23 protein-coding genes are annotated in these 24021 nt (G+C 57.7%); 20 read left to right on the top strand and 3 right to left on the bottom strand.

The window, feature by feature from the left end; all coding sequences use genetic code 11:
* The first annotated feature begins 80 nt into the window (after positions 1-80).
* The 13 genes from thrS (at position 81) to ON14_RS01830 (ending at position 13550) form a co-directional block, all read left to right on the top strand.
* Positions 81-1994 (top strand): threonine--tRNA ligase, encoded by a 1914-nt coding sequence (thrS, locus tag ON14_RS01890; protein WP_237719675.1) that lies wholly within the window; start codon positions 81-83, stop codon positions 1992-1994.
* Positions 1995-1997: 3 nt separating this feature from the next.
* Positions 1998-2561 (top strand): HIT family protein, encoded by a 564-nt coding sequence (locus ON14_RS01885; RefSeq protein ID WP_010202706.1) that lies wholly within the window; start codon positions 1998-2000, stop codon positions 2559-2561.
* A gap of 51 nt (positions 2562-2612) precedes the next feature.
* Positions 2613-3515 carry a pyridoxal 5'-phosphate synthase lyase subunit PdxS gene (pdxS, locus tag ON14_RS01880; RefSeq protein WP_010202705.1) on the top strand — a complete coding sequence of 301 codons (903 nt, stop codon included), beginning with the start codon at positions 2613-2615 and terminating at the stop codon, positions 3513-3515.
* Positions 3466-4116, top strand: a complete 651-nt coding sequence (gene pdxT, locus ON14_RS01875; protein WP_010202704.1) for a pyridoxal 5'-phosphate synthase glutaminase subunit PdxT — start codon at positions 3466-3468, stop codon at positions 4114-4116. The genes pdxS and pdxT overlap by 50 nt, the downstream gene beginning before the upstream one ends.
* 18 nt (positions 4117-4134) lie before the next feature.
* A complete protein-coding gene (locus tag ON14_RS01870; RefSeq protein WP_010202703.1) occupies positions 4135-4749 on the top strand; it encodes a hypothetical protein in 615 nt (204 codons plus the stop codon).
* A gap of 50 nt (positions 4750-4799) precedes the next feature.
* A complete protein-coding gene (locus ON14_RS01865) occupies positions 4800-5558 on the top strand; it encodes a YebC/PmpR family DNA-binding transcriptional regulator (protein WP_010202701.1) in 759 nt (252 codons plus the stop codon).
* 9 nt (positions 5559-5567) lie between these two features.
* On the top strand, positions 5568-6173 hold the full coding sequence (gene ruvC, locus ON14_RS01860) for a crossover junction endodeoxyribonuclease RuvC (protein WP_192812259.1): 606 nt from the start codon (positions 5568-5570) through the stop codon (positions 6171-6173).
* Positions 6170-6787: a Holliday junction branch migration protein RuvA gene (ruvA, locus tag ON14_RS01855; protein WP_010202697.1), complete on the top strand. Its 618-nt coding sequence runs from the start codon at positions 6170-6172 to the stop codon at positions 6785-6787. Before ruvC ends, ruvA begins: the two co-directional genes overlap by 4 nt.
* Positions 6787-7818 (top strand): Holliday junction branch migration DNA helicase RuvB, encoded by a 1032-nt coding sequence (gene ruvB / locus ON14_RS01850; protein ID WP_010202694.1) that lies wholly within the window; start codon positions 6787-6789, stop codon positions 7816-7818. Before ruvA ends, ruvB begins: the two co-directional genes overlap by 1 nt.
* Positions 7819-7883: 65 nt before the next feature.
* Positions 7884-8321 carry a preprotein translocase subunit YajC gene (locus tag ON14_RS01845; RefSeq protein WP_010202693.1) on the top strand — a complete coding sequence of 146 codons (438 nt, stop codon included), beginning with the start codon at positions 7884-7886 and terminating at the stop codon, positions 8319-8321.
* A 109-nt stretch (positions 8322-8430) separates the two neighbouring features.
* Positions 8431-10176 (top strand): protein translocase subunit SecD, encoded by a 1746-nt coding sequence (gene secD, locus ON14_RS01840; protein WP_010202692.1) that lies wholly within the window; start codon positions 8431-8433, stop codon positions 10174-10176.
* Positions 10176-11192 (top strand): protein translocase subunit SecF, encoded by a 1017-nt coding sequence (gene secF / locus ON14_RS01835; protein ID WP_010202690.1) that lies wholly within the window; start codon positions 10176-10178, stop codon positions 11190-11192. Before secD ends, secF begins: the two co-directional genes overlap by 1 nt.
* A gap of 111 nt (positions 11193-11303) precedes the next feature.
* Positions 11304-13550 carry a RelA/SpoT family protein gene (locus ON14_RS01830; protein ID WP_026037467.1) on the top strand — a complete coding sequence of 749 codons (2247 nt, stop codon included), beginning with the start codon at positions 11304-11306 and terminating at the stop codon, positions 13548-13550.
* Here ON14_RS01830 and ON14_RS01825 read toward each other — a convergent pair.
* The 3 genes from ON14_RS01825 to ON14_RS01815 all read right to left on the bottom strand — a co-directional run bounded on the left by ON14_RS01825 (position 13547) and on the right by ON14_RS01815 (position 16318).
* Positions 13547-14119, bottom strand: a complete 573-nt coding sequence (locus tag ON14_RS01825; RefSeq protein ID WP_010202686.1) for a hypothetical protein — start codon at positions 14117-14119, stop codon at positions 13547-13549. The two genes, ON14_RS01830 and ON14_RS01825, sit on opposite strands and share 4 nt — an antisense overlap.
* A gap of 83 nt (positions 14120-14202) precedes the next feature.
* Positions 14203-15432, bottom strand: a complete 1230-nt coding sequence (locus ON14_RS01820; protein ID WP_010202684.1) for a DUF349 domain-containing protein — start codon at positions 15430-15432, stop codon at positions 14203-14205.
* Positions 15433-15517: 85 nt separating this feature from the next.
* Positions 15518-16318: a peptidylprolyl isomerase gene (locus ON14_RS01815; protein ID WP_010202682.1), complete on the bottom strand. Its 801-nt coding sequence runs from the start codon at positions 16316-16318 to the stop codon at positions 15518-15520.
* Positions 16319-16470: 152 nt separating this feature from the next.
* Between ON14_RS01815 and ON14_RS01810 the strand changes: the two genes are divergently transcribed.
* From ON14_RS01810 to mltG, 7 genes are all read left to right on the top strand, one after another.
* Positions 16471-17802, top strand: coding sequence for a replication-associated recombination protein A (locus tag ON14_RS01810; protein ID WP_010202680.1), 1332 nt, complete (start codon positions 16471-16473; stop codon positions 17800-17802).
* Between the two features lie 253 nt (positions 17803-18055).
* Positions 18056-18685: a 30S ribosomal protein S4 gene (rpsD, locus tag ON14_RS01805; protein ID WP_010202678.1), complete on the top strand. Its 630-nt coding sequence runs from the start codon at positions 18056-18058 to the stop codon at positions 18683-18685.
* Between the two features lie 115 nt (positions 18686-18800).
* Positions 18801-19163: a DUF948 domain-containing protein gene (locus tag ON14_RS01800; RefSeq protein ID WP_010202676.1), complete on the top strand. Its 363-nt coding sequence runs from the start codon at positions 18801-18803 to the stop codon at positions 19161-19163.
* A 69-nt stretch (positions 19164-19232) separates the two neighbouring features.
* A complete protein-coding gene (locus ON14_RS01795) occupies positions 19233-19460 on the top strand; it encodes a hypothetical protein (RefSeq protein WP_010202674.1) in 228 nt (75 codons plus the stop codon).
* A gap of 46 nt (positions 19461-19506) precedes the next feature.
* Positions 19507-22161 carry an alanine--tRNA ligase gene (gene alaS / locus ON14_RS01790; protein ID WP_010202671.1) on the top strand — a complete coding sequence of 885 codons (2655 nt, stop codon included), beginning with the start codon at positions 19507-19509 and terminating at the stop codon, positions 22159-22161.
* A gap of 3 nt (positions 22162-22164) precedes the next feature.
* Complete coding sequence (ruvX, locus tag ON14_RS01785; RefSeq protein WP_010202669.1) at positions 22165-22626, top strand: Holliday junction resolvase RuvX; 462 nt, start codon at positions 22165-22167, stop codon at positions 22624-22626.
* A 2-nt stretch (positions 22627-22628) separates the two neighbouring features.
* Positions 22629-24017 carry an endolytic transglycosylase MltG gene (gene mltG, locus ON14_RS01780; protein WP_010202666.1) on the top strand — a complete coding sequence of 463 codons (1389 nt, stop codon included), beginning with the start codon at positions 22629-22631 and terminating at the stop codon, positions 24015-24017.
* Positions 24018-24021 lie beyond the last annotated feature (4 nt).

Raw genomic sequence — 24021 nt, 5'->3', positions numbered from 1 at the left:
GGCGTTCTTGTGATCGCCGCTAAAGTTATTGCGTGAGTAAGACTGGATTCGACCTATTTACCGACCGCAACGTCGTCGCTATGCGCGTCAACGGTGAGCTGAAAGACCTCGCTGCCACGGTGGCTGAGGGCGAGGAAGTCGAGGCGGTCACTATTGATTCGCCCGACGGCCTCAACATCCTGCGTCATTCGGCGGCTCACGTCGCAGCTCAAGCGATCCAAACGATCAATCCTGAGGCGAAGCTCGGTATCGGTCCGCCGGTGACCGATGGTTTCTACTACGACTTCGATGTCGAAGAGCCGTTTACGCCCGAAGACCTCAAGGCGATCACTAAGGCGATGGATCGCATCATCCGCCAGGGGCAGCGCTTTCAGCGTCGAGTCGTCACCGAGGCTGAAGCCCGTGAAGAGCTCGCCGATGAGCCGTACAAGCTTGAACTCATCGGGCTCAAAGGGGCAGTTGCCGATGGTGATGCTGACGCAGACAACGAGTCGGTCGAGGTCGGCGGTGCCGAACTCACCATTTACGACAACGTCGATGGCAAGACCGGTGAGGTCTACTGGAAAGACCTGTGCCGCGGACCCCACCTGCCGAATACCCGCATGATCGGTAATGGTTGGTCGCTCACGCGTACCGCTGCCGCGTACTGGCGTGGTTCGGAGAAGAACAAGCAGCTCCAGCGCGTCTACGGCACGGCGTGGCCGACCAAAGACGAGCTTCGCGAGTACCAAGCACGTCAAGAAGAAGCTCTCAAGCGCGACCACCGCAAGCTCGGTGCTGAACTTGATCTGTTCTCCTTCCCCGACGAAATCGGTTCTGGCCTCGCCGTCTTCCACCCCAAGGGTGGAATCATCCGTCACGAGATGGAGAACTATTCCCGCACTCGTCACTTGCAAGAGGGCTACTCCTTCGTCAACACGCCTCACATCACTAAAGAGGCGCTGTTCGAAACTTCCGGTCACTTGGGCTGGTACAAAGATGGCATGTTCCCGCCGATGCACCTCGATGAGGCACGCAACGAGGAAGGCGAAATAACTCGTCAGGGTGCCGACTACTATCTCAAGCCCATGAACTGCCCGATGCACATCCTGATTTACAAGTCGAGTGGCCGCTCATACCGCGAGCTTCCCATGCGTCTTTTCGAGTTCGGCACCGTGTACCGCAATGAGAAGTCTGGCGTTATTCACGGCCTTACTCGGGTGCGTGGTTTGACGATGGATGATGCCCATATCTTCACGACGAAGGAGGGGATGAAGGCTGAACTCACCAACACCCTCAACTTCGTGTTGTCGCTGCTGCGCGATTACGGCCTCACTGACTTTTATCTTGAACTGTCAACGAAGGACCCGGAGAAGTACGTCGGCGACGACGACATTTGGGATGAAGCCACTCAGACCCTTGCTGAGGTTGCGGCAGAGTCAGGCCTTGAACTCGTGCCCGACCCAGGCGGAGCTGCGTTCTACGGCCCCAAGATTTCGGTCCAGGCTCGCGACGCCATCGGCCGGACGTGGCAGATGTCTACCGTGCAGCTCGACTTCAACCTTCCCGAGCGTTTCGATCTCGAGTACACGGCCGCTGATGGTTCACGTCAACGCCCCGTCATGATTCACCGTGCGCTCTTTGGTTCCATCGAGCGCTTCTTCGGTGTGCTCACTGAGCACTATGCGGGTGCGTTCCCCGTCTGGCTTTCGCCGGTACAGGTTGTCGGCATCCCCGTTGCTGAAGCGTATGAGGAGTACTTGGGCGGCGTTATCGATCAGCTCAAGGCCCTCGGCGTTCGCGCCGAGTTGGATGCGTCGAGCGAACGGATGCAGAAGAAGATCCGTACGCACACCAAATCTAAGGTTCCGTTCCAGCTCATTGCTGGTGAGCAGGATCAGGCGGCGGGTTCAGTGAGCTTCCGTTTCCGTGATGGAACTCAAGAGAACGGCATCCCGATTGCGGATGCTGTGGCACGCATTACCGAAGCGATCGCAACTCGAGCGCAGGTCTAGTTCGTGCGCGATTACGACGGTTCAGAGTTGCCGGAGGGGGAGTCGAGTAACGACTTCGCCGCAGTGCCGGATGCCTTTCAACGGCTCTGGACGCCGCATCGCATTGCTTACATTTTGGATCAGACTCAGCCTGAGAAGGATGATTGCCCGTTCTGTGTCGCGCCGACGCTGGATGATGAAAAGGCGCTGATCGTTGCGCGCGGCACTCATGCCTATGTACTGCTCAATCTTTTCCCGTACAACAGTGGTCACCTTTTAGTGTGCCCGTATCGTCACGTTGCCCTCTATGACGAGGCGACTGTTGACGAGACCGCAGAGATTGCGTCGCTCACTCAGACCGCTATGCGAGTGCTTCGCGAAACGTCGAAGTCACACGGCTTCAATATCGGGATGAATCAGGGCGCGTTGGCTGGCGCGGGTATTGCGAATCACTTGCATCAGCATGTGGTGCCTCGTTGGGCGACGGATTCTAATTTCTTTCCGATTGTTGCCGGCACGAAGGCGATTCCGCGCTTGCTCGGCGAAGTACGGGACGAGCTCGCGAAGGCGTGGCCGACGAACCACTGAGTGTAAATTGGCTGCTTTCTTTGCAGCCATCGCGACGTAGGTTGGGTAACTATGAGCGAGAAAACTTCTTCGAACGAATCGGGCACGAACCGCGTTAAGCGCGGGCTGGCAGAAATGCTCAAGGGCGGCGTCATTATGGATGTCGTCAATGCTGAGCAGGCAAAGATTGCAGAGGATGCCGGTGCAGTAGCTGTCATGGCCCTCGAGCGCGTCCCCGCCGACATTCGTTCGCAGGGCGGTGTAGCCCGAATGAGCGACCCCGATCTGATCGACGGCATTATCGAAGCGGTGTCGATTCCGGTGATGGCCAAGGCTCGTATTGGTCACTTTGTCGAGGCCCAGGTTCTTCAGGCTCTCAAGGTCGATTACATCGATGAATCCGAAGTGCTGAGTCCGGCTGACTACGTCAACCACATCGACAAGTGGAACTTTGACGTTCCCTTCGTTTGTGGCGCGACAAACCTGGGCGAAGCGCTGCGTCGCATCGCTGAGGGTGCTGCCATGATTCGCTCGAAGGGTGAAGCTGGCACCGGTGACGTTTCTGAAGCGACCAAGCACATCCGCACCATCAAGGGTCAGATCAACGAACTTCGTTCGAAGAGCGTTGACGAACTCTACGTTGCGGCAAAGGAACTTCAGGCGCCTTACGAGCTTGTTCGTGAGATTGCTGAAACAGGCAAGCTTCCCGTTGTCTTGTTCACTGCGGGTGGAGTTGCGACTCCCGCCGACGCTGCGCTCATGATGCAGCTCGGCGCCGATGGTGTCTTCGTCGGGTCCGGAATCTTCAAGTCTGGCAACCCAGCACAACGCGCGGCGGCAATCGTCAAGGCGACAACTTTCTTTGATGACCCCAGCGTTATCGCAGCAGCTTCGCGTGGGCTTGGTGAGGCCATGGTGGGCATCAATGTCTCCGACCTCGCTGCGCCGCACCGTCTCTCAGAGCGTGGCTGGTAGGTCACCGGTCGGTCAGCTTCCCATCGGGGTCCTCGCTCTTCAGGGGGATTTTCGAGAGCACCTTAATGTGCTCCAGCAGTTAGGCGAGGCTGCAGTCGCGGTCAAGACGCCTGGGCAGTTGGAGCACATTGCGGGCCTTATTATCCCGGGTGGCGAATCCAGCGTGATCGACAAGCTTTCGCGTCTTTACGGGCTCGCTGAGCCGATTAAGGCCGCTATTGCCGCGGGTCTTCCCGTGTACGGAACGTGCGCCGGGCTCATTATGCTCGCCGACACTGTGCTCGATGCAATCGAAGGTCAACAGTCTTTTGGTGGTTTGGATGTCGCGGTCAGGCGCAACGCTTTTGGCTCACAAACGGAATCCTTCGAGACAGAACTTCTCGTTCCGGAGTTGGGCGATGTCGCCGTGAGCGCTGTGTTCATTAGAGCTCCGGTTGTGGAAGCCATGGGCCCTAGTGTGCGGGCTTTGGCGACTCTGGATGACGGGCGTGTCGTCGCGGTCGAGCAGGGCTCGTTGATGGGCACTTCGTTTCATCCTGAGATGACCGGCGATACGCGTTTTCATGAGTATTTCGTCGAGCGAGTGCGTAGCCGCCGGTAGTTCCTGCATCATGGGGGAATGCAACTGTATGCAGATCATGCTCCGCGCCGGGCACGCCAACTGGCCAGTGACATCATCGCCTTGGTATTCATCGTCGCGTGGATCGCGCTTGGCGTCTGGGTCTATCAGCTGATCGCTGCCTTCCGCCAACTTGGCGTTCAGATGCAGCAGGCGGGAGCCGGATTCCGATCTACGATGGTCGAGCTGGGGGACACCCTGGGGTCTGTTCCTCTCATCGGATCGGGCATCCGCGTTCCTTTTGATGGGGCGAGTGATGCCGGAGCGACGCTCGAGAATGCAGGGCAAAGTCAGCAAGATGCCATACTTGCTACCGCTACGACCGTTGGTCTTTTCATCGCGGTCGTGCCGGTGCTTCTAATCCTGCTGGTGTGGTTGCTTCCCCGGCTTCGATTTGCCCGCCGCGCGACTGAAGCGAAACGACTTCTGAGCATGCCGGGCGGGGCGGAACTTCTTGCTCTGCGTGCGCTCTCGACTTACAAATTAGCGGACCTTGCCGAGATTTCCCCCGAGGTGGCCTCGCTGTGGAGAGCGGGAGATCCCGCCATAGTTGCGAAGCTAGCGCAACTCCAATTGCGCTCACTTGGCATTCGAAGTGCGCTTGTGGAGCAATAACGCGGGGATTCGCGCAGGCGAGGGCTGACTTGCCCGGTAGAATGGTGTTCATGTCAGGGCATTCCAAATGGGCAACTACCAAGCACAAGAAGGCGATTACTGATTCTCGCCGCGCGAAGTCATTCGCGAAACTGATCAAGAATATTGAGGTCGCCGCCAAAATCGGTGGAGCAGACCTCTCGGGCAACCCGACTCTTGTCGACGCTATTCAAAAGGCGAAGAAGACGTCGGTACCCAACGACAACATCGATCGCGCAGTCAAGCGAGGCTCCGGTCAACTGGGCGACGCGATCGAGTACCTCAACATCATGTACGAGGGTTATGGACCCAATGGCGTTGCGCTTCTTGTCGAGTGTCTCACCGACAACAAAAACCGTGCAGCAGCCGATGTTCGCACCATCATGAGCCGCAATGGAGGCTCGCTGGCAGATCCTGGCAGCGTGGCCTACAACTTTGAACGCAAGGGTGTCATCTCGATCACCAAGACCGAGGGCGTCACTGAAGACGACATCCTCCTCGCTGTGCTTGATGCGGGTGCAGAAGAGGTCAAGGACCATGGCGAAGGTTTCGAAGTAATCACCGATACCGCTCACCTGGTTGAGTCTCGCGATGCGCTCCAAGCTGCGGGAATTGACTACGACGCGTCAGAAGCCGAGTTCGTGCCTAATCTCACCATCGAAGTTGACGCAGATACGGCTCGAAAAGTTTTGCGATTGATTGAAGCACTCGAAGAGTCAGATGACGTTCAGAACATCTATTCGAACTTTGACATCACGCCTGAGGTGCAGGCCGAACTCGACGAGGACTAGTCGGTGACGCTGCGCGTCATCGGAATTGATCCCGGTCTCACGCGATGCGGCATCGGAGTAGTGGATGTCGCACCCAATCGCAGCGCAACACTCGTGCATGTCGGGGTAGTGCGTACTCCACCCGATATGGCTCTGGAAGAACGATTGCGGATTATCGGTGACGGCATCGATGCCGTCATCGCTGAGTTTGCTCCCCAACAGCTTGCTCTCGAGAGAGTGTTCGCCCAGAACAACCTCAGCACTGTCATGGGGACCGCTCAAGCGAGCGGCGTTGCGATGTACATTGCTGCACGTCGCGGGCTCACGGTAACGCTTCACACCCCAACGGAAGTGAAGCTTGCGATCACCGGATACGGCGGCGCCGAAAAGAAGCAGGTTGGCACTATGGTGGCGCGCGTACTGGGGCTCGCTGAAGCACCTAAGCCCGCTGATGCTGCGGATGCCTGCGCCTTGGCGATTTGCGGCGCCTGGAAAAGTGGGGCGGGTTTTGCGGCAGCACCGATTGCCGCCACCCCGAATCGTGAAACGACATCCGGTTCTTCGAGGCTCACGCCGGCTCAGGAGGCGTGGCGGTCAGCGGAGAAGTCGGCGGGTACTCGTAGGCTGAAGTCATGATTTCTTCCCTTCGTGGCACCGTTCTCGCCGCGGTCGGAACCTCCGTCGTTATTGAGGTTGGGGGAGTGGGTCTTTCGGTCAGTGTGACCGCTGAACACGCGCTCTCGCTTCGCGTCGGTGCAGAGACCCAGCTCAACACCGCTCTCATCGTGCGCGAAGACGATCTCTCGCTCTTTGGCTTTCGTACTTCCGATGAGCTCAACGCGTTCACTCTGTTGCGTGGAGTGACCGGGGTAGGACCTAAGAGTGCGATGGGGGTTCTTGCCGCCCTTGCTCCCGACGAAATAGCGCGAGCAGTCGCCGAAGAAAATGACTCCGCATTTCGTAAGGTCTCTGGCATCGGTCCGAAGACTGCGAAGCTCATCGTGCTAAATCTGGCCGGCAAGCTTTTTGTTACGGCTTCAGAGCGCGGTGCTCACCCTGTCGTCTCGACGCCGGTTTCCGAAAACGTGTCAATGGCGCTGCAGGGACTTGGCTGGTCAGAAAAGCTCGCCCGCCCCGCCGCTGAGGCCGCATTCCGTGAGGCCACCGACAACGAAAAGGGCGACACTCAAGCAATCCTGAGGCGCGCGCTGTTGCTGGTGGGCTCACAAACGGGCAAGGCTAGTTCCTGATGATCGATAACGACGAAGCAGCAGCCAACCCCGATGTCGAGTCAGAGGCAGAGCTCGCATTTGAAGGTGCGCTGCGGCCTAAGTCACTTGATGAGTTTGTGGGTCAGCAAAAGGTTCGAGGCCAGCTTCAGTTGCTTCTGCGTGCCGCCGCAATGCAGAACCGCACAGCGGACCATATTTTACTTGCAGGCCCTCCCGGGCTTGGAAAAACAACGCTAGCCATGATCGTTGCGCACGAGAGCAACCGCCCTCTGCGCATGTCGAGTGGGCCAGCCATTCAGCATGCCGGCGATTTGGCCGCAGTGCTGTCGTCACTACTTCCCGGCGAAGTGCTCTTCATCGATGAAATTCACCGTATGGCACGCTCCGCGGAAGAGATGCTCTACCTTGCGATGGAAGATTTTCGGATCGATATCATGGTGGGCAAGGGGGCCGGGGCAACATCCATCCCTCTCGATATCGCCCCATTCACGCTCGTTGGTGCGACAACTCGATCTGGTTTACTCCCCAACCCCTTGAGAGATCGCTTCGGATTTACGGCACATCTTGAGTTCTACGACGAACCTGAACTAGAACAAGTGCTCGTTCGAGCCGCAGCATTGCTCGATCTCGACATCAATCGCGAGGCTCTTGCGGAAATTGCAGGTCGTTGTCGTGGCACGCCACGAATCGCCAACCGACTATTACGTCGCGTGCGCGACTTTGCTCTCGTCAATGCTGTTCCGGCGTCTCGAGACGCGGTGCGTGCAGCCCTTGAGCTCTATGACGTCGACGAGCGCGGGCTTGATCGCCTCGATCGTGCGGTCATGCACACGGTTCTGAGTCGTTTTGACGGCGGTCCCGTCGGTCTCAGTACCCTTGCGGTCTCGGTCGGTGAAGAAGCGGAGACAGTCGAGTCAGTGGTTGAGCCCTTTCTCGTGCGAATTGGGCTCTTGACGCGCACACCTCGTGGCAGGGTCGCCACTCGCGCTGCCTGGGAACACTTCGGAATGGCTGACCGCAATTCGACTCTATTCAGCGATGAACTATAGTTTTACTGGCCCATAACGCGTTTCAGCTTGAGCGCCTGGCCCACAGACCCACCGAAAGGTACCTCATGGATCCTCTTTCTATTGCGATGCTCGCCATTCTTGGCGTGCTCATCTTCTTCATGTTCCGCAACAGCCGCAAGCGCAAAGCGCAAATGGCAGAGCTGCGCGATCAGATGGTTCCCGGCGTCGAAGTGATGACGAACTTCGGACTCTTCGGAACGCTCATCTCGAACGACACTGTCTCTAATTCTGCAGAGATCGAGATCAGCTCTGGCGTCATCATCAAGGTTCACAGCCAGACCCTCGCTAAGGTCGTCGTTGAGGAAGAAGCCGTCGAAGGCGCTCCTCGTTCGGTTGAGGAAGCTATGGAAATAGCTAATCGTGAAGCTGCCGAGCGCGACTCTGCGAGCGATTCTTCTGAGCCCGCGACGCAGCCTGAGTTCGGTGAGGTCACCGACACGAAGGCCACTGAGCCGACCGAGGCAAAAAAGGCGTCCGAGTAACCCACTAGTGTTGAGAGTCGTCCCTCCCGAGGGCGATTGTCCAACGGCGTGCTCTTCTGCACTGCTCTGTTAAGAAAGCTGAGTCAAATAGGTGGCTAGAACTACCCCTGTGAAAAACGCGTGGCGCGCCATTGTTTGGCTCACTGCACTCACGGTGGGGCTCTCCGTATTGATCGGTGCTGGCTCCATATTCGGAGAAGACTCCACTACCGGAGCGGCCTCTTGGACACCGAAGCTGGCTCTTGACCTCGAGGGCGGAACGCAAATCGTTCTCGCGCCTCAACTCGAGAGTGGACAGACGGTCACTGGCGAGCAGCTGTCTCAGGCCGTGTCGATCATTAGAGATCGCATCGATGCCAGCGGTGTTTCTGAAGCCGAAGTGACGACCCAGGGCGCGAGCAACGTTGTTGTGTCGATCCCGGGTCAACCGGATGAAGAGACGCTTAACCGCATCAAGTCGTCAGCAAAGCTCGAGTTCCGTCCCGTGTTGTACACCGAGGTCGCCTCTGCCGCTACTGCTGAAGAGACGCCGGAGCCCGCTGACGGGGCCGAAACGCCCGAAGGTGATGCCGCGACAGCGACTCCCGAACCAACACTAGCGACGACTCCCACTGCGACTCCGACCGATGCCAGTGACCTTAATTGGATCACTGAGGCGCTCTTCGATGACTACAGCAATTTTGACTGTGCATCCTTAGACAGCTTTAGCGTGGCCCCCACAGACGAGCCGCTCATCACGTGTGAGGCAGATGATTCGTTCAAGTACATTCTTGGTCCGGTAGAGGTCGAAGGCAGCACCATTACCGACGCCAGTAGCGGGCTGATCTCTAGTTCGCAGGGCGTCAGCACCAATCAGTGGGGTGTCTTCCCAACGTTCAACGACGAGGGAACGAAAGACGTCGCAGCGATGACGACTCGGCTATTCGGCTTCGACCAGACCGATCCGCGAAACAGATTCGCAATCGTGCTCGATGGTCGAGTGATCTCTGCTCCAACGACGCAGGGGATTATCACGGGTGGAAACCCGCAAATCTCCGGTTCCTTCACTCAGGAGACAGCAACAGTTCTTGCTGACCAACTGAAGTTCGGCGCATTGCCGATTGGCTTCGAAGTGCAGAGCGATCAGAAGATCTCCGCGACTTTGGGATCAGCTCAACTTAGTTCAGGTCTGATCGCTGGGTTGATCGGACTTCTCCTAGTCGTTATCTATTCGCTCTTCCAGTACCGCCTCCTGGGGTTGGTAACCGTCGCATCGCTCGTAGTCGCCGGGGTACTTACCTATTTGGTCATCGCTTACCTGTCCTGGCGTCATGGTTATCGTCTCTCGCTGGCAGGTGTTGCCGGTTTGATCGTGGCTATTGGTTTCACGGCCGACTCGTTCATCGTGTACTTCGAACGCATTAGGGACGAATTGCGCGATGGTCGCTCGTTGACCGGAGCCGTCGAAGCAGGCTGGAAGCGTGCGTTGCGCACGATCTTCGCGGCGAAGGCTGTCAACCTACTCTCTGCCGTTGTACTCTTCGTTCTTGCCGTTGGCAACGTTCGAGGGTTCGCGCTCACCTTGGGTTTGACCACAGTGATCGACGTGCTTGTCGTCGTGCTCTTCACGCACCCGATGCTGCAGCTGTTGGCTACTACGAAGTTCTTCGCGAGTGGACACCCCATTAGCGGCCTTGATCCGAAAGCGTTGGGCGCGGTCTACCGCGGTCGTGCACAATTCCGTACTCCGACCGCAACAAAGACCACCGCCGGGGCTAGCCGTGAAGCTGCCCGTCGCCAAACAATTGCTGAACGAAAAGCTGCTGAGATGGCGGGAACCGCCAAAGATTCCAGCTCAGATGGAAAGGAATCCTGATGGCTAGCTTCTCGAAGTTCGGCAACGACCTCTACACCGGTGAACTATCGGTCAACTTCATCGGGCGTCGCAAGGTGTGGTACCTGCTCGCGGCAATCCTCATCATTGTCTCGATTCTCGGTCCCACTCTTCGTGGTGGGTACGTATTCGGTATCGAATTCACTGGTGGCTCGCAGTTCCAAATCGACTCCGTCGAGGCGCTCAAGAGTCCTGACACCAACGCAGAAGCGCAGAAGCTTGCCACTGACACCGTCACCGGTGTCGTTGCTGACGCCGACCCAAAGATCACTATCGTTGGCACAGATTCCTTGCGAATTCAGACAGAGCAGCTTGAACCCGATGAATCGACTGCAGTCGGCGACGCTCTCGCGGGAGCGTTTTCCGTCGAGAGCGACGAAGTAGCCGCGTCGTTCGTCGGCCCATCGTGGGGTGCAGACATTACCAGTTCAGCGCTTCGAGCCCTGTTGGTGTTCATCGCCCTAGCCGCGATTATGATGGCGATCTACTTCCGCACCTGGAAGATGTCGATCGCGGCAATGATCGCGCTTCTTCACGACATCGTGATTACCGCTGGCGTTTATGGAATTTTCGGATTCGAGATCACCCCATCGGCCGTCATCGGTTTCTTGACGATCCTGGGCTTCTCGTTGTACGACACTGTTGTAGTGTTCGACAAGATTCGTGAGAACACCTCTGAAGATGGTTCTGAATCTCGGCGCACGTTCGCAGAATCGGTGAACCTCGCGGTCAATCAGACTCTCGTGCGCTCCATCAACACCGGAGTCGTAGCGGCACTTCCTGTCGCCGCGATTCTGTTCATTGGTGCGTACGTTCTAGGCGCAGGCACTTTGCGTGACATTGCGCTGGCGCTCTTTATCGGCATCGTCGTTGGTACGTACTCAACAATTTTCATTGCAGCCCCGCTCTACGCACAGTTCCGCCAGAACGAACCCGACATTCGCAACCGCACCAAACGGTTGATTGCGTCGCGTGCCGACGCGCTGGACAGCAAGTAAACAGCATGCGCGAACGGGCTTTGACACGTTCGCAGGTGACCGCGCGGCCCAGCAGCGCTGACGTCGTCACGGTGCCTTCTGCCGCCCTACAATTGTTCTAGGGGGTAGCGCATGAGTGAATCACCACAGTCGAGTGCATCGTTCCGCGCGCTACTGCCAAGAATCTTTTCACGAGCTCAGCCTGCGGGAGCGGTGGAGAACCTCCTCCGCACGGTGAAAACACATCATCCTAAAGCGAACCTCGCTCTTATCGAGCGAGCGTATGCGGCGGCTTTTCGTGCGCACGACGGTCAGAAGCGTAAGAGCGGTGAGCCCTACATCACCCACCCCGTGGCTGTTGCTCAGATTCTTGCAGAGCTGGGCATCGGTGAAAAAACAATCGCCGCTGCCCTGTTGCATGACACCGTCGAAGACACCGCGTACTCCCTGGATGAACTCAGGGTCGAGTTCGGAGACGAAATCGCCATGCTCGTTGATGGCGTCACCAAGCTAGATAAGGTGAAGTACGGCGACAGCGCACAGGCGGAAACTGTGCGCAAGATGATCGTTGCGATGTCGAAAGACATTCGTGTTCTGGTGATCAAACTTGCTGACCGTCTACACAACGCCCGCACCTGGGGGTTCGTTCCCCGTGACTCCGCTTCTCGTAAGGCGCAAGAGACGCTCGAGATATATGCGCCGCTCGCGCACCGTCTTGGTATCCAGGCGATCAAGATAGAGCTTGAAGACTTATCGTTTGCTGTGCTGCATCCCAAGATCTACGTGGAGATCGAAAGCCTAGTCACCAAACGCACTCCGATGCGGGATGAGTTCGTCAAAGAAGTAATCGCATCGGTGAGTGACGATCTCAAGAGTTCCCGCATCAAGGGCACTGTCGCCGGTAGGCCGAAGCAGTATTACTCGATCTATCAAAAAATGATCGTTCGTGGTCGTGAATTTGATGAGATTTATGATCTCGTGGGGATTCGGGTGCTGGTGAATTCAGTACGCGATTGCTATGCGGTTCTCGGTTCTATCCACGCCCGTTGGAACCCGATCCCCGGGCGCTTCAAAGACTACATCGCGACTCCTAAGTTCAACCTTTACCAGTCGCTTCACACCACCGTTATTGGCCCTCAAGGCCGTGCCGTTGAAATTCAAATTCGCACCAATGAGATGCATCATCGTGCCGAATTTGGTGTTGCGGCGCATTGGAAGTACAAGGATCGTGCTGCAGGAAAGGTTGCAGAAGCCGGCCCGGTAGACAACGACATGGCGTGGTTGGCTCACATCACCGATTGGCAGGCGGAGACATCAGACCCTGGCGAGTTTCTCGAATCATTGAGATTCGAGATCGGTGCCAAAGAGGTTTACGTGTTTACCCCACAGGGGAAGGTTATCGGTCTTCCGGCCGGCGCTACTCCGGTCGATTTTGCTTATGCCGTACACACGGAAATCGGTCATCGAACGATGGGCGCCAAGGTTAATGGCCGTCTAGTTCCCCTCGAGACCGAGCTCACGAGCGGTGAGTCGGTCGAGGTCTTTACGTCGAAGAGCCCGGACGCTGCTCCGAGTCAAGATTGGCTGAATTTTGTTAAGAGCACTCGTGCTCGCAACAAGATCCGCGCCTGGTTCACGAAAGAACGTCGCGACGAAGCCATCGAGCAGGGCAAGGATGCCATCGCGCGAGCGATGCGCAAGCAGAACATGCCTCTGCAGAAGCTGATGAGCCAAGAGTCATTCGCGGGCCTAGCGGCCACCATGCGCTATGAAGACGTGTCAGCGCTGTATGCGGCCGTCGGCGAAGGGCATGTGTCGACGCAATCGGTGATCGAAAAACTGGTGGCGTCATTAAGCTCTGGCAGCGATGAAGATGAAGGGGAGCTCACCTTCCCCGCTCAGGGAAAACTCCGACCGTATAAGCACTCGGACTCCGGAATCCTTGTTCGCGGCGCCCCCGATATTTTGGTCAAATTGGCCCGCTGTTGCACGCCGGTTCCGGGCGATGAAGTGGTCGGCTTCGTTACTCGTGGCGCTGGCGTTTCTGTGCACCGTGCGGACTGTAAGAATGTTCAGTCGCTTCTTGATGAGCCCGAACGCATGATCGAGGTTGAGTGGGCGCCGACGTCGAAGAGTCTCTTCCTCGTGCAAATTCAGGTCGAAGCATTGGACCGGGCCGGCCTCCTGTCTGACATTACGAAGGTGCTCAGCGAAACGCACGTCAACATCCTGTCAGCTACGGTCAACACCTCGACGGACCGTCTCGCCATCAGCAAGTTCGTTTTTGAAATGGGAGACACGACTCACCTCGATCGCGTACTTAACGCTGTGCGGCGCGTTGACGCTGTGTATGACGTGTATCGCGTCAACAGCGGTTAACTCGCCGTCGCGTGGGGCTGACGGCCGCAGATTGCCGCCAAGCGCTCGAGAGCGATCCGTTTCTGCGGTAAATTTCGTCGCGCGGATAACGCACTCGAGCAGGTTTCGAAATCGAGATTGCCATCTTTGAGGAGTATGGCGACGGCTGCTGACTCGCGGTCGCCAAACACCTCGCTGAATCTCGCCAAATCTATTACGGTGCGTAGCCGTGACGTCACGCTGACTCCCGAGACGGTGTCGACCTCTTCAGGGGAGATGACCACCTCGCGGAGGGCAGCATTCAAGCTGGGATGAGGGCGCGTGCGTGCCCCAATCGCGACACACAGTTGGTGGCGACGCGGGGGAGTAACTATCGCGCCCCACACCCACGCTGCGCTCATTTGCTCCGCGATGATGCGAGCATCGAGCACAACACCGAGCGCGCGTGCGCGCAAGTGAATAGTTTCGAATTCATCAATCGAACAAAAGCACTGATCGAGCGCGTAAAGCTCTCCGTCGAGGGCAGCACACTGGAGCTCTGCGAGCGGTAAATCAAGCGCGCTAAGCACGGGAGGTAAGCGTGGGGTCATAACGTCTATCGTGCAGGTGAACCCGCACGAATAGTCGGCTCAAGGGAGTTCGGTGGAGAAACTACATCCCTGTGGAGAACCCGCTACTTCAATGCGCCAAGCCATGCTTTACGGGCGTCGAGAGCATCTTGAGCAGCGGCGATCTTCTTCGCATCGCCCGTAGCCTGCGCTTTAGCGAGTTCGGCTTCAAGCTTCGCGATTGCTTCATTGAGCTGGCCCAAGAAACCGTCGGAGCGTTCTTGTCGTTCCGGGTTGCTCTTGTTCCAGTGATCCTCATCGAGCTTGCGCACAGCAGTTTCAATTTTGCGCAGTCGTTCTTCGGCAACTTTGATCTTGTCTCGCGGAACTTTGCCGATCTCGTCCCAACGCTGTTGAATCGAGAGGAGCGACTTCTTTGCCTGAGACCTGTCGGTCGCCGTGAGCAGTGGTTCGGCTTCCTCAAGGAGCGCCTTCTTGAGCTCCCAGTTCGCGGTGAACTCCACATTGTCTTGAGCATCGATTTCAGATTTTGCAGCGTAGAGAGCATCTCCGGCTTGCTTGAACTTCGCCCACAACGCATCGTCGAACTTCTTTCCGGCGCGACCAGCAGCCTTCCACCGGTCGAGCAGACGACGGTACGTCGGGATGCCATCGACACCTTGTGAGATAAGGGCTTCGGCCTCATCGACTAGGGATTGCTTCTCAGCGCGTGCCTGCTTGTGGGCAGAGTCAAGTTCGGCAAAGAATGCACGACGGTGAGTGTCGATCGTGCTTCTGGCGGCACGGAATCTCTTCCACAGTTCGTTGGCTTCAGCTTTCGGAAGTCGAGGGCCGTCTGCCTGATGGGCCTTCCAGCGCGCGAAAATATCGTCGACCTGAGCGGTGACCTGTTTCCACTGCGCTTTTGCAGGGTCGGCGGCGGCTAGCGTTTCAGCCTCAACGACCAACGCCGTGCGGATGGCGACTGCCTCGCCGAGCGCAATCTTCGCTTCTTCGCTCTGTTTCTCGGTGAGTTTGGAAACTGAACCGCCAAGGGCTTCGACGCGCGTACTGAGCGCTGCAAGGTCGCCAACAGCATTAGCGGTCGCAATGGACTCGTTGAGCGTGCTGATCGCCTTAGCGACGTCGGCTGCTGGTGCACCGTTCTTGACGCGCTGCTCCAGAAGCGTCACCTGGCCTGCTAGCTCGTGAAATTTGCGGGTGAAGTAGGCCAAAGCTTCTTCGGGCGTTCCGTCGGGGTATTGACCGACGGCACGTTCGCCTGCTGCTTCGCGTACAAAGACGGTACCCGTCTCGTCGACGCGTCCCCACTCGTTTTGATCCTGTGTAGCCAATTACTTCACCTTGCTGCTCATGCCGGAAGCCGCTGCCCGGGTGAACCCAAGCTTAGGACAACCACGCTTACGGTCGTTGACGCTGTTACTGGATCGTGAACCCCGTGATGCTTGTGGCAATCACCGGGGCCCCATCTTCGGCATCATCCACGACGCCACCAGAGATGATCTCGGATTCCAAAGCATCGAGACCAGAAACGACCGTGCCGACAATGCTGTAGCCGCCGGCGGTGTCGTCAGGAATAATCGCATCCTCAAACACGATGAAAAACTGTCGTCCGTTAGAAAAGGCGTTGTTGCCGGTGCGAGCCATCGCGATAGTTCCCGCGGGGTAGAACCCACCGGTGCCGGCGTTCTCTACGGGCCCGTAGGCGTAGTCGGGGTCGCTGGCGCCTGTGCCGTCGAGCGAGCCACATTGGATCAGGCCAGCGTTGTCGGTTTTGACGACGCGGTGGCAAGTCGTTCCGCTGTAGTAGTCAGACGCAATGGAGTCGACAATCGACGCGACGGCTTGAGGGGCAGCGGCGCCATCGAGTTCAATTCCCAGAGCGACGTCGTTGAGCGTCAGCTCGCCAGTCCAGCTGCGGTTCTCAGAGGTCGAGGCATCCGGCACATCACCGATGTTCTCCTGGGCCGGAGCGGATGCTGAGGGATCCGGCGTAAACGATGGTGCTGGTTCCGGTGTTCCCGGACCAGCGGAGAAGTAAAAGACTTGAGCCGTCGCAACCAGCGCGATGATGACGATGCCGACGCTGACCGCAAGAATGTTGTCGCGCCTACGTCGCACGAGCGTGTTCTCGTGAACCGTGTTGCGAGCAGAGTAGTGGCGCAGGCGTTCCCGAGCGTCTCGTTGCTCACGTGAATGCTTCTTGCTGGATGCCACCATTACTCCTTGAAGAATTGCGAATTTCGCCGCTGTCGTAGGAACGCCACACTGAACCTTACGGTCTCGTGCGAATCTCGACCAAACGCCACGGCGTTGGAGCGCTCAACGACCGCCGTGCGCTTTCGAACACTTCGGGCGATTACGATTGACTTATGGACGCTTCCGCACCTCTTCATAGCGGGGCTACGCCACTGGCAGTGCGCATGCGTCCGCTGGAACTCGACGAGATTGTCGGGCAAAAGCATTTGCTGCAGCGCGGGTCGCCGTTGATGACCCTCGCCTCGGACGCCGGCGGCAGCCACGGTTCGGCATCCATTATTTTGTGGGGCCCTCCCGGAACCGGTAAGACGACGATAGCCAAGGCGATCGCGCGCGGTTCGCAAAGAAAGTTTGTTGAGCTCTCTGCGGTGACCGCCGGCGTAAGAGACGTACGTCAAACCATTGAGGAGGCGCTCACCGCGCGGGATCTCTACGGGGTTTCGACGGTGCTCTTTCTTGACGAAATCCACCGGTTTAGCAAGGCCCAACAGGATGCGCTGTTACCTGGTGTCGAAAACGGCTGGATCATCTTGATCGCGGCCACGACCGAAAACCCCTCGTTCTCGGTAATCTCTCCGCTACTTTCCCGCTCACTTCTCTTGACGCTCAATCAACTCGACGACGATGATCTGGGGGAGTTGGTCGACCGCGCGGTCACTGACCCGCGTGGGTTGAAGGGCGCTGTCGTACTCGAGCCAGAAGCGCGATCACTACTCGTTCGGTTGTCATCAGGTGACGCGCGGCGTGCGTTGACAGCTCTCGAAGCATCGGCGGTTTCTGCCTCAAACGATGACGATGCACCATCGCCAGCCGTGGTCACTGCCGAACACGTTGCGAATGCGGTCGATCGAGCGCTTTTGAGATACGACCGGCAAGGCGATGAGCACTACGACGTCATCAGCGCGTTTATCAAATCTGTTCGGGGCTCTGACGTCGACGCCGCGATTCACTATCTTGCGAGGATGATCGAGGCTGGCGAAGATCCGCGATTCATAGCGCGGCGAATCATTATTAGTGCGGCGGAGGACGTCGGCGTGGCCGATCCACAAGCTCTCGTCATTGCCGTGGCGGCAGCGGATGCAGTGCAAATGATCGGAATGCCTGAAGGGCGTATCCCGTTGGCAGAGGCCGTGGTCTATCTGGCAACGGCACCGAAGTCGAATGCGGCCTATGTGGCATTGGACGCGGCGATTGCGGATGTACGTGCAGGCAAGATCGGCCGAGTGCCGAAACCCCTTCGTGATGCACATTACCCCGGAGCAAAGCGTCTTGGTCACGGCAAGGGCTACCGTTACTCGCACGATTCGGAGTTTGGTGTCGTTGAGCAGCAGTACCTACCCGACGTGCTGAAAGGCACCGAGTACTACACCCCAACTAACAACGGAAACGAGCGTGAGGTGTCCGCGCGTTTAGCCAAACTGCGCGAAATTATCCACGGAGACTAATGGCGTTACTGGCGAGAGTTGATTAGGTGTGGCGGTTCGTGCGGCGACAAGGTTCTGCGTGTTAGAGTTATGCGTCCCATCGATACGGTTTCTGCGCGCGGCTGCAATGAAACCGGGTATCGCGGAGCAAGGTCTGTAGCCGACCAGTCTCCATTGGGCCATCCCTCTACTTTCTTCTGGTGTGTTGTGTACGCGCGTTCGCGTGCGAGTAATCACCGGAGTGTTCTTACTTGAATCAATCGAAAAGGATCTTGTGTCTACTAAGTCACGTACCCGCAGCAAGACACGCCTGTCGCGCGCTCTGGGCATTGCCCTTACGCCGAAGGCGGCAAAGTACCTCGAAAAGCGTCCCTATGCTCCGGGTGAGCACGGCCGCACCAAGCGCAAGCAGGACAGTGACTATGCTGTTCGTCTTCGCGAGAAGCAGCGTCTACGGGCCCAGTACGGAATCCGTGAAGCTCAGCTGAAGATTCAGTTCGAAGAGGCTCGCAAGACCGCCGGTCTGACCGGTGAGAACTTGGTTGAGCAGCTCGAAATGCGTCTCGACGCTCTGCTCGTTCGTTCGGCAATCGCTCGCACGACCGCTCAGGCTCGTCAGATGATTGTCCACCGCCACATCTTGGTTGATGGCCAGCTCGTCGACCGTCCGTCGTTCCGCGTCAAGCCGGGACAGCTCATGCACGTCAAGGCTCGCAGCGAGGGCATGGAAATCTTCCAGGTCGCCGCCGCTGGTGGACACGTGGATGTTCTTCCTAAGACTCCTGGTTACCTCGAAGTTGAAATCGACAAGCTGCAGGCACGTCTCGTACGTCGTCCGAAGCGCGCCGAGGTCCCCGTGACCTGTGAAGTTCAGCTCGTTGTTGAGTACTACGCAGCACGCTAACTTACGTTGAGAGGGCCGGGGCTTATGCCTCGGCCCTTTTTCGCGTTCGGAGGCAGCACGTCTGTTTGTCGAATAACGTGTAACCATCCCTTTTTTGAGACTGATCGGAGTTGCCATGACTGGCGGAGATATCGCAGGGCTCATTGCCGCAGGAGTATTCGCAGTTCTCGTCGGATTGCTGGCAATCCCCTTGCTCAAGCTGGGGCGAGTGTTTGACGAAACTAGTACGGCTATCCGTGGCGTGAGCGACAATCTTGACCCCATGCTCACGGAGGCAACGGTCACCATCTCTGAGACCAACCGCCAACTGGCGCGGGTCGATGCGATCACGCGCAATGTTGAAGAAACAACAGGCAACGTCTCGGCCTTAGTCGCGCTTGCCGCAGCGACGGTCGGTGGACCATTGATCAAGATTGCCGGCCTTAGTGCCGGAGTGCGCGCAGCGCTACTGAGCATCCGCCCGAAGCGCCGTCGCTGAGGCACTCGCACCGCCTAAGCTAGTACGGTTCCTAATATCGCCATCGCATCCCAATCTGAAGGAGAAATTATGAAAGGCGCAGTTCTTTTCGTTGTAGGCATTGCTGTCGGTTTCGTGGCAGCACATCAGGTCGCCAAGACCCCAGAAGGCCAGCAGTTCTTCTCAGACATTGACACTAAAGCTCGCGAGTTTACGGGTGCCGTCGTCGATGGATATCGTGAACGTGAAGCAGAGCTTCGCGCAGCAGTTGGCGACGCCGAAGACGCGCTCTCTGACTTTTCGCAGCGTAACAAGTAAAACAATCAGGGCCCTCGGGCCGCATTATTGAGTTCCCGGGGATCCCATGCAGACCGCAGACATTCAGAACCGTTGGTTGACCTATTTTGGTGAGCGTGGTCACACCATCGTTCCTTCGGCATCGCTCGTCAGCGATGACCCGACATTGTTGTTTACCGTCGCCGGTATGGTTCCCTTCGTGCCGTATCTCACGGGTTTGGTCCCGGCACCGTTCGATCGTGCCACCAGCGTGCAGAAGTGCATCCGAACCCTTGATATTGAAGAAGTAGGCAAGACTCCTCGTCACGGAACGTTTTTCCAGATGAACGGAAACTTCTCGTTCGGTGACTACTTCAAGAAAGAAGCAATTCAATTTGCTTGGGAGTTCTTGACTCTGCCTGAAGCCGACGGTGGCCTCGGGTTCCGACCAGAAGACCTCTGGGTCACCGTCTACGAAGACGATGATGATGCGGTCGCATATTGGAAAGAAACCGCAGGACTACCCGACGAGCGGATTCAGCGACTGGGCATGGACAGCAACTACTGGTCCACCGGACAGCCAGGTCCCGCAGGTCCATGCTCCGAAATTTTCTTCGATCGTGGACCGGCCTACGGCGCCGATGGTGGGCCGGCAACAGACGACGACCGCTATGTCGAAATCTGGAACCTCGTATTTATGCAGTACCTCCGCGGCGAGGGCAAGGGAAAAGATTTCTCAATCCTCGGCGAACTCCCGAAGCAGAACATCGACACCGGCATGGGGCTAGAGCGCGTTGCGTTCCTCAAGCAGGGCGTCGAAAACATGTACGAGATTGATCAGGTTCGTCCCGTTCTCGACAAAGCGGCCGAACTTTCTGGTCGCACGTACGGTGCTGATCATGAAGCGGATGTGCGACTTCGCGTCGTGGCCGACCACGTCCGCTCCAGCCTCATGCTTATTGCTGACGGTGTGACGCCAAGCAACGAAGGGCGTGGCTATGTTCTGCGCCGTCTCCTCCGTCGTGCAGTGCGGGCAATGCGTCTGCTCGGCGTCGAAGGTGCAACCTTTGCCGCCTTGTTCCCAGAGTCACGGGATGCGATGAAAGCCGCCTACCCCGAAGTAGAAAAAGACTACGACCGCATCTCTCGTATTGTGCTTGCCGAAGAAGACGTCTTCATGCGCACACTCGCCAGCGGCACTACGATCCTCGATACAGCAGTCGAAAACACCAAGAAGTCTGGCGCATCAGAACTGCCAAGCGACACAGCGTTCCTGCTGCACGACACCTTCGGATTCCCGATTGACCTCACGCTGGAAATGGCGGCAGAGGCCGGACTTTCCGTAGACCGCGAAGCATTCGACACGCTGATGAAACAGCAGCGAGATCGAGCCAAAGCAGACGCCGGATCGAAGAAGCAATTCTTAGCCGATCTGTCCGTCTACGGTGCCTTCCGCGCTCTTGGCGAAACGACCTTCACCGGATACGAGAACCTCGAAACCGACTCGAGCGTGATCGGAATCATCGTTGATGGTATTTCAGTGCCGCGTGCGATATCCGGTCAGATCGCTGAGATCATTCTTGCTGAAACCTCGCTCTACGCAGAATCTGGCGGTCAAGAAGCCGACGCTGGTGCAATCGTTGGTGCGAGCTACCACCTCGAAGTTCTCGACGTACAGCGCCCCGTAAAGGGACTCATCAGCCACAAAGTCCAAGTCACTGCTGGCGAAGTAGGAGTCGGAGATGCGGCGACTGCGCTTGTCGATGCTCAATGGCGTCGAGGGGCAACTCAAGCGCACTCGGCGACCCACGTCATCCATGCTGCGTTGCGCCAGATTCTGGGCCAAGATGCCCACCAGTCGGGCTCGTACAACAAAGCTGGCTACATGCGATTGGACTTCTCGTGGTCGCAAGCACTTTCTCTTGAGACTAAGTCTGAGATTGAAGAAGTTGCCAACACTGCAGTGCGCGACAACCTCGAAGTAACTACCCGGATCATGGCGCTCGATGACGCCAAAGACTTGGGCGCAATGGCCCTCTTCGGCGAAAAGTATGGCGACACTGTTCGCGTTGTCGACATTGGTGGGCCCTGGTCGCTCGAGCTCTGTGCAGGCACGCACGTTGGTCGTTCCTCGGAGATCGGTTTAATTTCGTTGGTCGGGGAGTCATCAGTCGGCTCATCGAACCGCCGAATTGAGTCGTTGGTTGGCATGAACGCCTTCCGCAGCTTTGCTGCAGAACGAGCCATCGTTTCTGAGCTGACCACGAATTTGAAGACACCGCGCGAGCAACTGCCAGACAGAATCGCCGAGTTAATGGCGAACCTCAAGGCAGCCGAGCGCAAGATTGCTCAGCTCGAAGCTGGCCAGCTGTCGCAACGTGTACCTGCTCTGGTCGAAACGGCCACAGTGTTTGGTCCCGTGAAAGCAGTGATCGAGAATGTTGGCGAATTGCCGTCTACCGATGACTTGCGTGGGCTTGTGCAGGCAGTGCGTGAACGACTCGGCTCAGAAGCAGCTGTCGTGGCCCTCGCTGCAACGATCGGTGAAAAACCGGCCGTGATCGTTGCGACGAATGATGCTTCTCGCGCTCACGGTTTCGCGGCAGGGGCATTAGCTAAGGCTGCTGCTGGGGTGCTTGGCGGTGGCGGTGGCGGTAAGCCGGACATCGCTCAGGGCGGTGGCGCCAACCCCGCCGCTATTCCCGATGCGCTAGCGCTTATTTCGTCGACCCTGTCAGCGTAACGAATGCGCACGGGCACGCGACTCGGCGTGGATGTCGGCAAGGTTCGGGTTGGGGTCGCGCGCAGCGACCCTCACGGGATGCTTGCCACCCCCGTCGCGACGGTACAGCGCGCGAGTCGAAGCGTTCAAAAAGTGATCGCCCTCGCTGTGGAGTGCGACGCTGTGGAATTTGTGGTTGGGCTCCCGATCGCACTTTCAGGGAGGGATACTGCCTCGACTGCTGATGCGCGTGAGTTCGCCCAACAACTAGCGGACAAATCAGCAGTGCCCGTACGTCTGGTCGACGAGCGAATGACAACGATGAGCGCGAACACAGCGTTGCGGGCATCCGGTCGAACTGCAAAGAACTCTCGCTCGGTGGTCGATCAGGTTGCCGCCGTTATAATTCTGCAACACGCCCTCGACTTTGAGCGCTCGGCAGCTAGGCCGCCGGGAGAGCTAGTCGAACCGACGCTAGGATCCTGACTATGGCAGATGAACCGAACTGGGAAGACATCTTCAATGATGACTCCAGCGAAAGTGCACCAAAGTCTGCCCGCGCTGCAGCGGCCCACGGAACCGAGCGCGCTGAGAGCGCTGACGTCGAAAGAGCTGACACGGTGAGTGCCGACGCTCAGACCGCGGACACTGCGGTATCAGGCGCAGCAGTCGCCCCGACCGGTGAGCAACCGATGACGCGCCGCGAAGCACGTGCGGCTCACGGCTCTCCCGCTGCGCGATCGAGCCAGAGCTCGACCGCAGTCGACGCGGACTCAACGGAACCGCGCCCGCCCCGCCGCAAACGACGGTGGTGGCTCATCATCGGGCTGCCCATCTTACTTATCGCCCTCGCCGGCGCAGCGGTAGCTACCTATGCCTGGGTGAATTACGAAGAGAAGATCCGCGAAGTGTTGGGGTGGGAGCTGCCCAATGACTTCGAGGGCGCGGGAAACGGCGAAGAAGTGATCGTCACCGTGAATTCGGGTGACATCGGTTCTGACATCGCGCGAACCCTGAACGTTGCCGGCGTCACACTGACATTCGATGCGTTCTACGATCTTCTGCTTGTCCAAGAAACTGACCCCGCATTCTTCCCAGGCAACTACTCGCTCCAGAAAGAAATGAGTGCCCAGTCAGCTCTCGATGCGCTTCTCGATCCCGAGAACAAAGTGACCGACAGGCTCCTCATCACTGAGGGAACCACCTTGCCCGACGCCTTGGAGATCATCTCCCAGACAACGGGAATCGCCCTAGCCGAGCTGCAAACAGCATCCGCCGATCTCGCGCACTTCGGGCTTCCCGCCGAAGCGATCAGTCTTGAGGGCTACCTGTTTCCGGCAACCTACGAAATCGACGGTAGTCAAGACCCCTATGTCGTGCTCGATCTCATGGTCAACACGATGTACGAAAAGTTGGATGCCGCTGGTGTAGCGGTGGAGGACCGCTATCGAATACTGACGATGGCCGCCCTCGTGCAACGTGAAGCTGGCCCCAACACCGATGATTTTTACAAGATCGCGCGCGTGTTCTACAACAGGCTCGACCAAGGAATACTCCTTCAGTCTGACGCTACCGTTGCGTACGGCACGGGAAATCTGCACACGGTATGGACAACCGATAGCGAACGCGCCGATGCAAGCAATCCCTACAACACGTACGCGAATCCCGGTTTACCAGTTGGCCCAATTGGGCTTCCTGGCGAACTGGCCATCGACGCCGCGATTAACCCTGTCGCGGGGGACTGGCTTTTCTTCGTGCCGATCAACCTGGCAACGGGGGAAACAGTTTTTACCACCAATGTTGACGACCACGAAGCAGCAGCTCAACAACTGCGTGATTGGTGCGCCGAAAGTGAAGAGAATGGCAGCTATTGCTAGAGAG

Source organism: Salinibacterium sp. PAMC 21357, from assembly GCF_000247645.1.
Taxonomy (GTDB): Bacteria; Actinomycetota; Actinomycetes; order Actinomycetales; family Microbacteriaceae; genus Rhodoglobus.
The sequence above is the reverse complement of the archived record's forward strand: the minus strand, read 5'-3'. Positions and strand labels throughout refer to the sequence as shown.

Excerpts from the sequence above, each read along its gene's own strand:
- thrS (WP_237719675.1), top strand. The coding sequence starts at position 81 with ATGCGCGTCAACGGTGAGCTGAAAGACCTCGCTGCCACGGTGGCTGAG.
- pdxS (WP_010202705.1), top strand. The coding sequence starts at position 2,613 with ATGAGCGAGAAAACTTCTTCGAACGAATCGGGCACGAACCGCGTTAAG.
- pdxT (WP_010202704.1), top strand. The coding sequence starts at position 3,466 with ATGTCTCCGACCTCGCTGCGCCGCACCGTCTCTCAGAGCGTGGCTGGT.
- ON14_RS01870 (WP_010202703.1), top strand. The coding sequence starts at position 4,135 with ATGCAACTGTATGCAGATCATGCTCCGCGCCGGGCACGCCAACTGGCC.
- ON14_RS01865 (WP_010202701.1), top strand. The coding sequence starts at position 4,800 with ATGTCAGGGCATTCCAAATGGGCAACTACCAAGCACAAGAAGGCGATT.
- ruvA (WP_010202697.1), top strand. The coding sequence starts at position 6,170 with ATGATTTCTTCCCTTCGTGGCACCGTTCTCGCCGCGGTCGGAACCTCC.
- ruvB (WP_010202694.1), top strand. The coding sequence starts at position 6,787 with ATGATCGATAACGACGAAGCAGCAGCCAACCCCGATGTCGAGTCAGAG.
- ON14_RS01845 (WP_010202693.1), top strand. The coding sequence starts at position 7,884 with ATGGATCCTCTTTCTATTGCGATGCTCGCCATTCTTGGCGTGCTCATC.
- secF (WP_010202690.1), top strand. The coding sequence starts at position 10,176 with ATGGCTAGCTTCTCGAAGTTCGGCAACGACCTCTACACCGGTGAACTA.
- ON14_RS01830 (WP_026037467.1), top strand. The coding sequence starts at position 11,304 with ATGAGTGAATCACCACAGTCGAGTGCATCGTTCCGCGCGCTACTGCCA.
- ON14_RS01825 (WP_010202686.1), bottom strand. The coding sequence starts at position 14,119 with ATGACCCCACGCTTACCTCCCGTGCTTAGCGCGCTTGATTTACCGCTC.
- ON14_RS01815 (WP_010202682.1), bottom strand. The coding sequence starts at position 16,318 with ATGGTGGCATCCAGCAAGAAGCATTCACGTGAGCAACGAGACGCTCGG.
- ON14_RS01810 (WP_010202680.1), top strand. The coding sequence starts at position 16,471 with ATGGACGCTTCCGCACCTCTTCATAGCGGGGCTACGCCACTGGCAGTG.
- ON14_RS01800 (WP_010202676.1), top strand. The coding sequence starts at position 18,801 with ATGACTGGCGGAGATATCGCAGGGCTCATTGCCGCAGGAGTATTCGCA.
- ON14_RS01795 (WP_010202674.1), top strand. The coding sequence starts at position 19,233 with ATGAAAGGCGCAGTTCTTTTCGTTGTAGGCATTGCTGTCGGTTTCGTG.
- alaS (WP_010202671.1), top strand. The coding sequence starts at position 19,507 with ATGCAGACCGCAGACATTCAGAACCGTTGGTTGACCTATTTTGGTGAG.
- ruvX (WP_010202669.1), top strand. The coding sequence starts at position 22,165 with ATGCGCACGGGCACGCGACTCGGCGTGGATGTCGGCAAGGTTCGGGTT.
- mltG (WP_010202666.1), top strand. The coding sequence starts at position 22,629 with ATGGCAGATGAACCGAACTGGGAAGACATCTTCAATGATGACTCCAGC.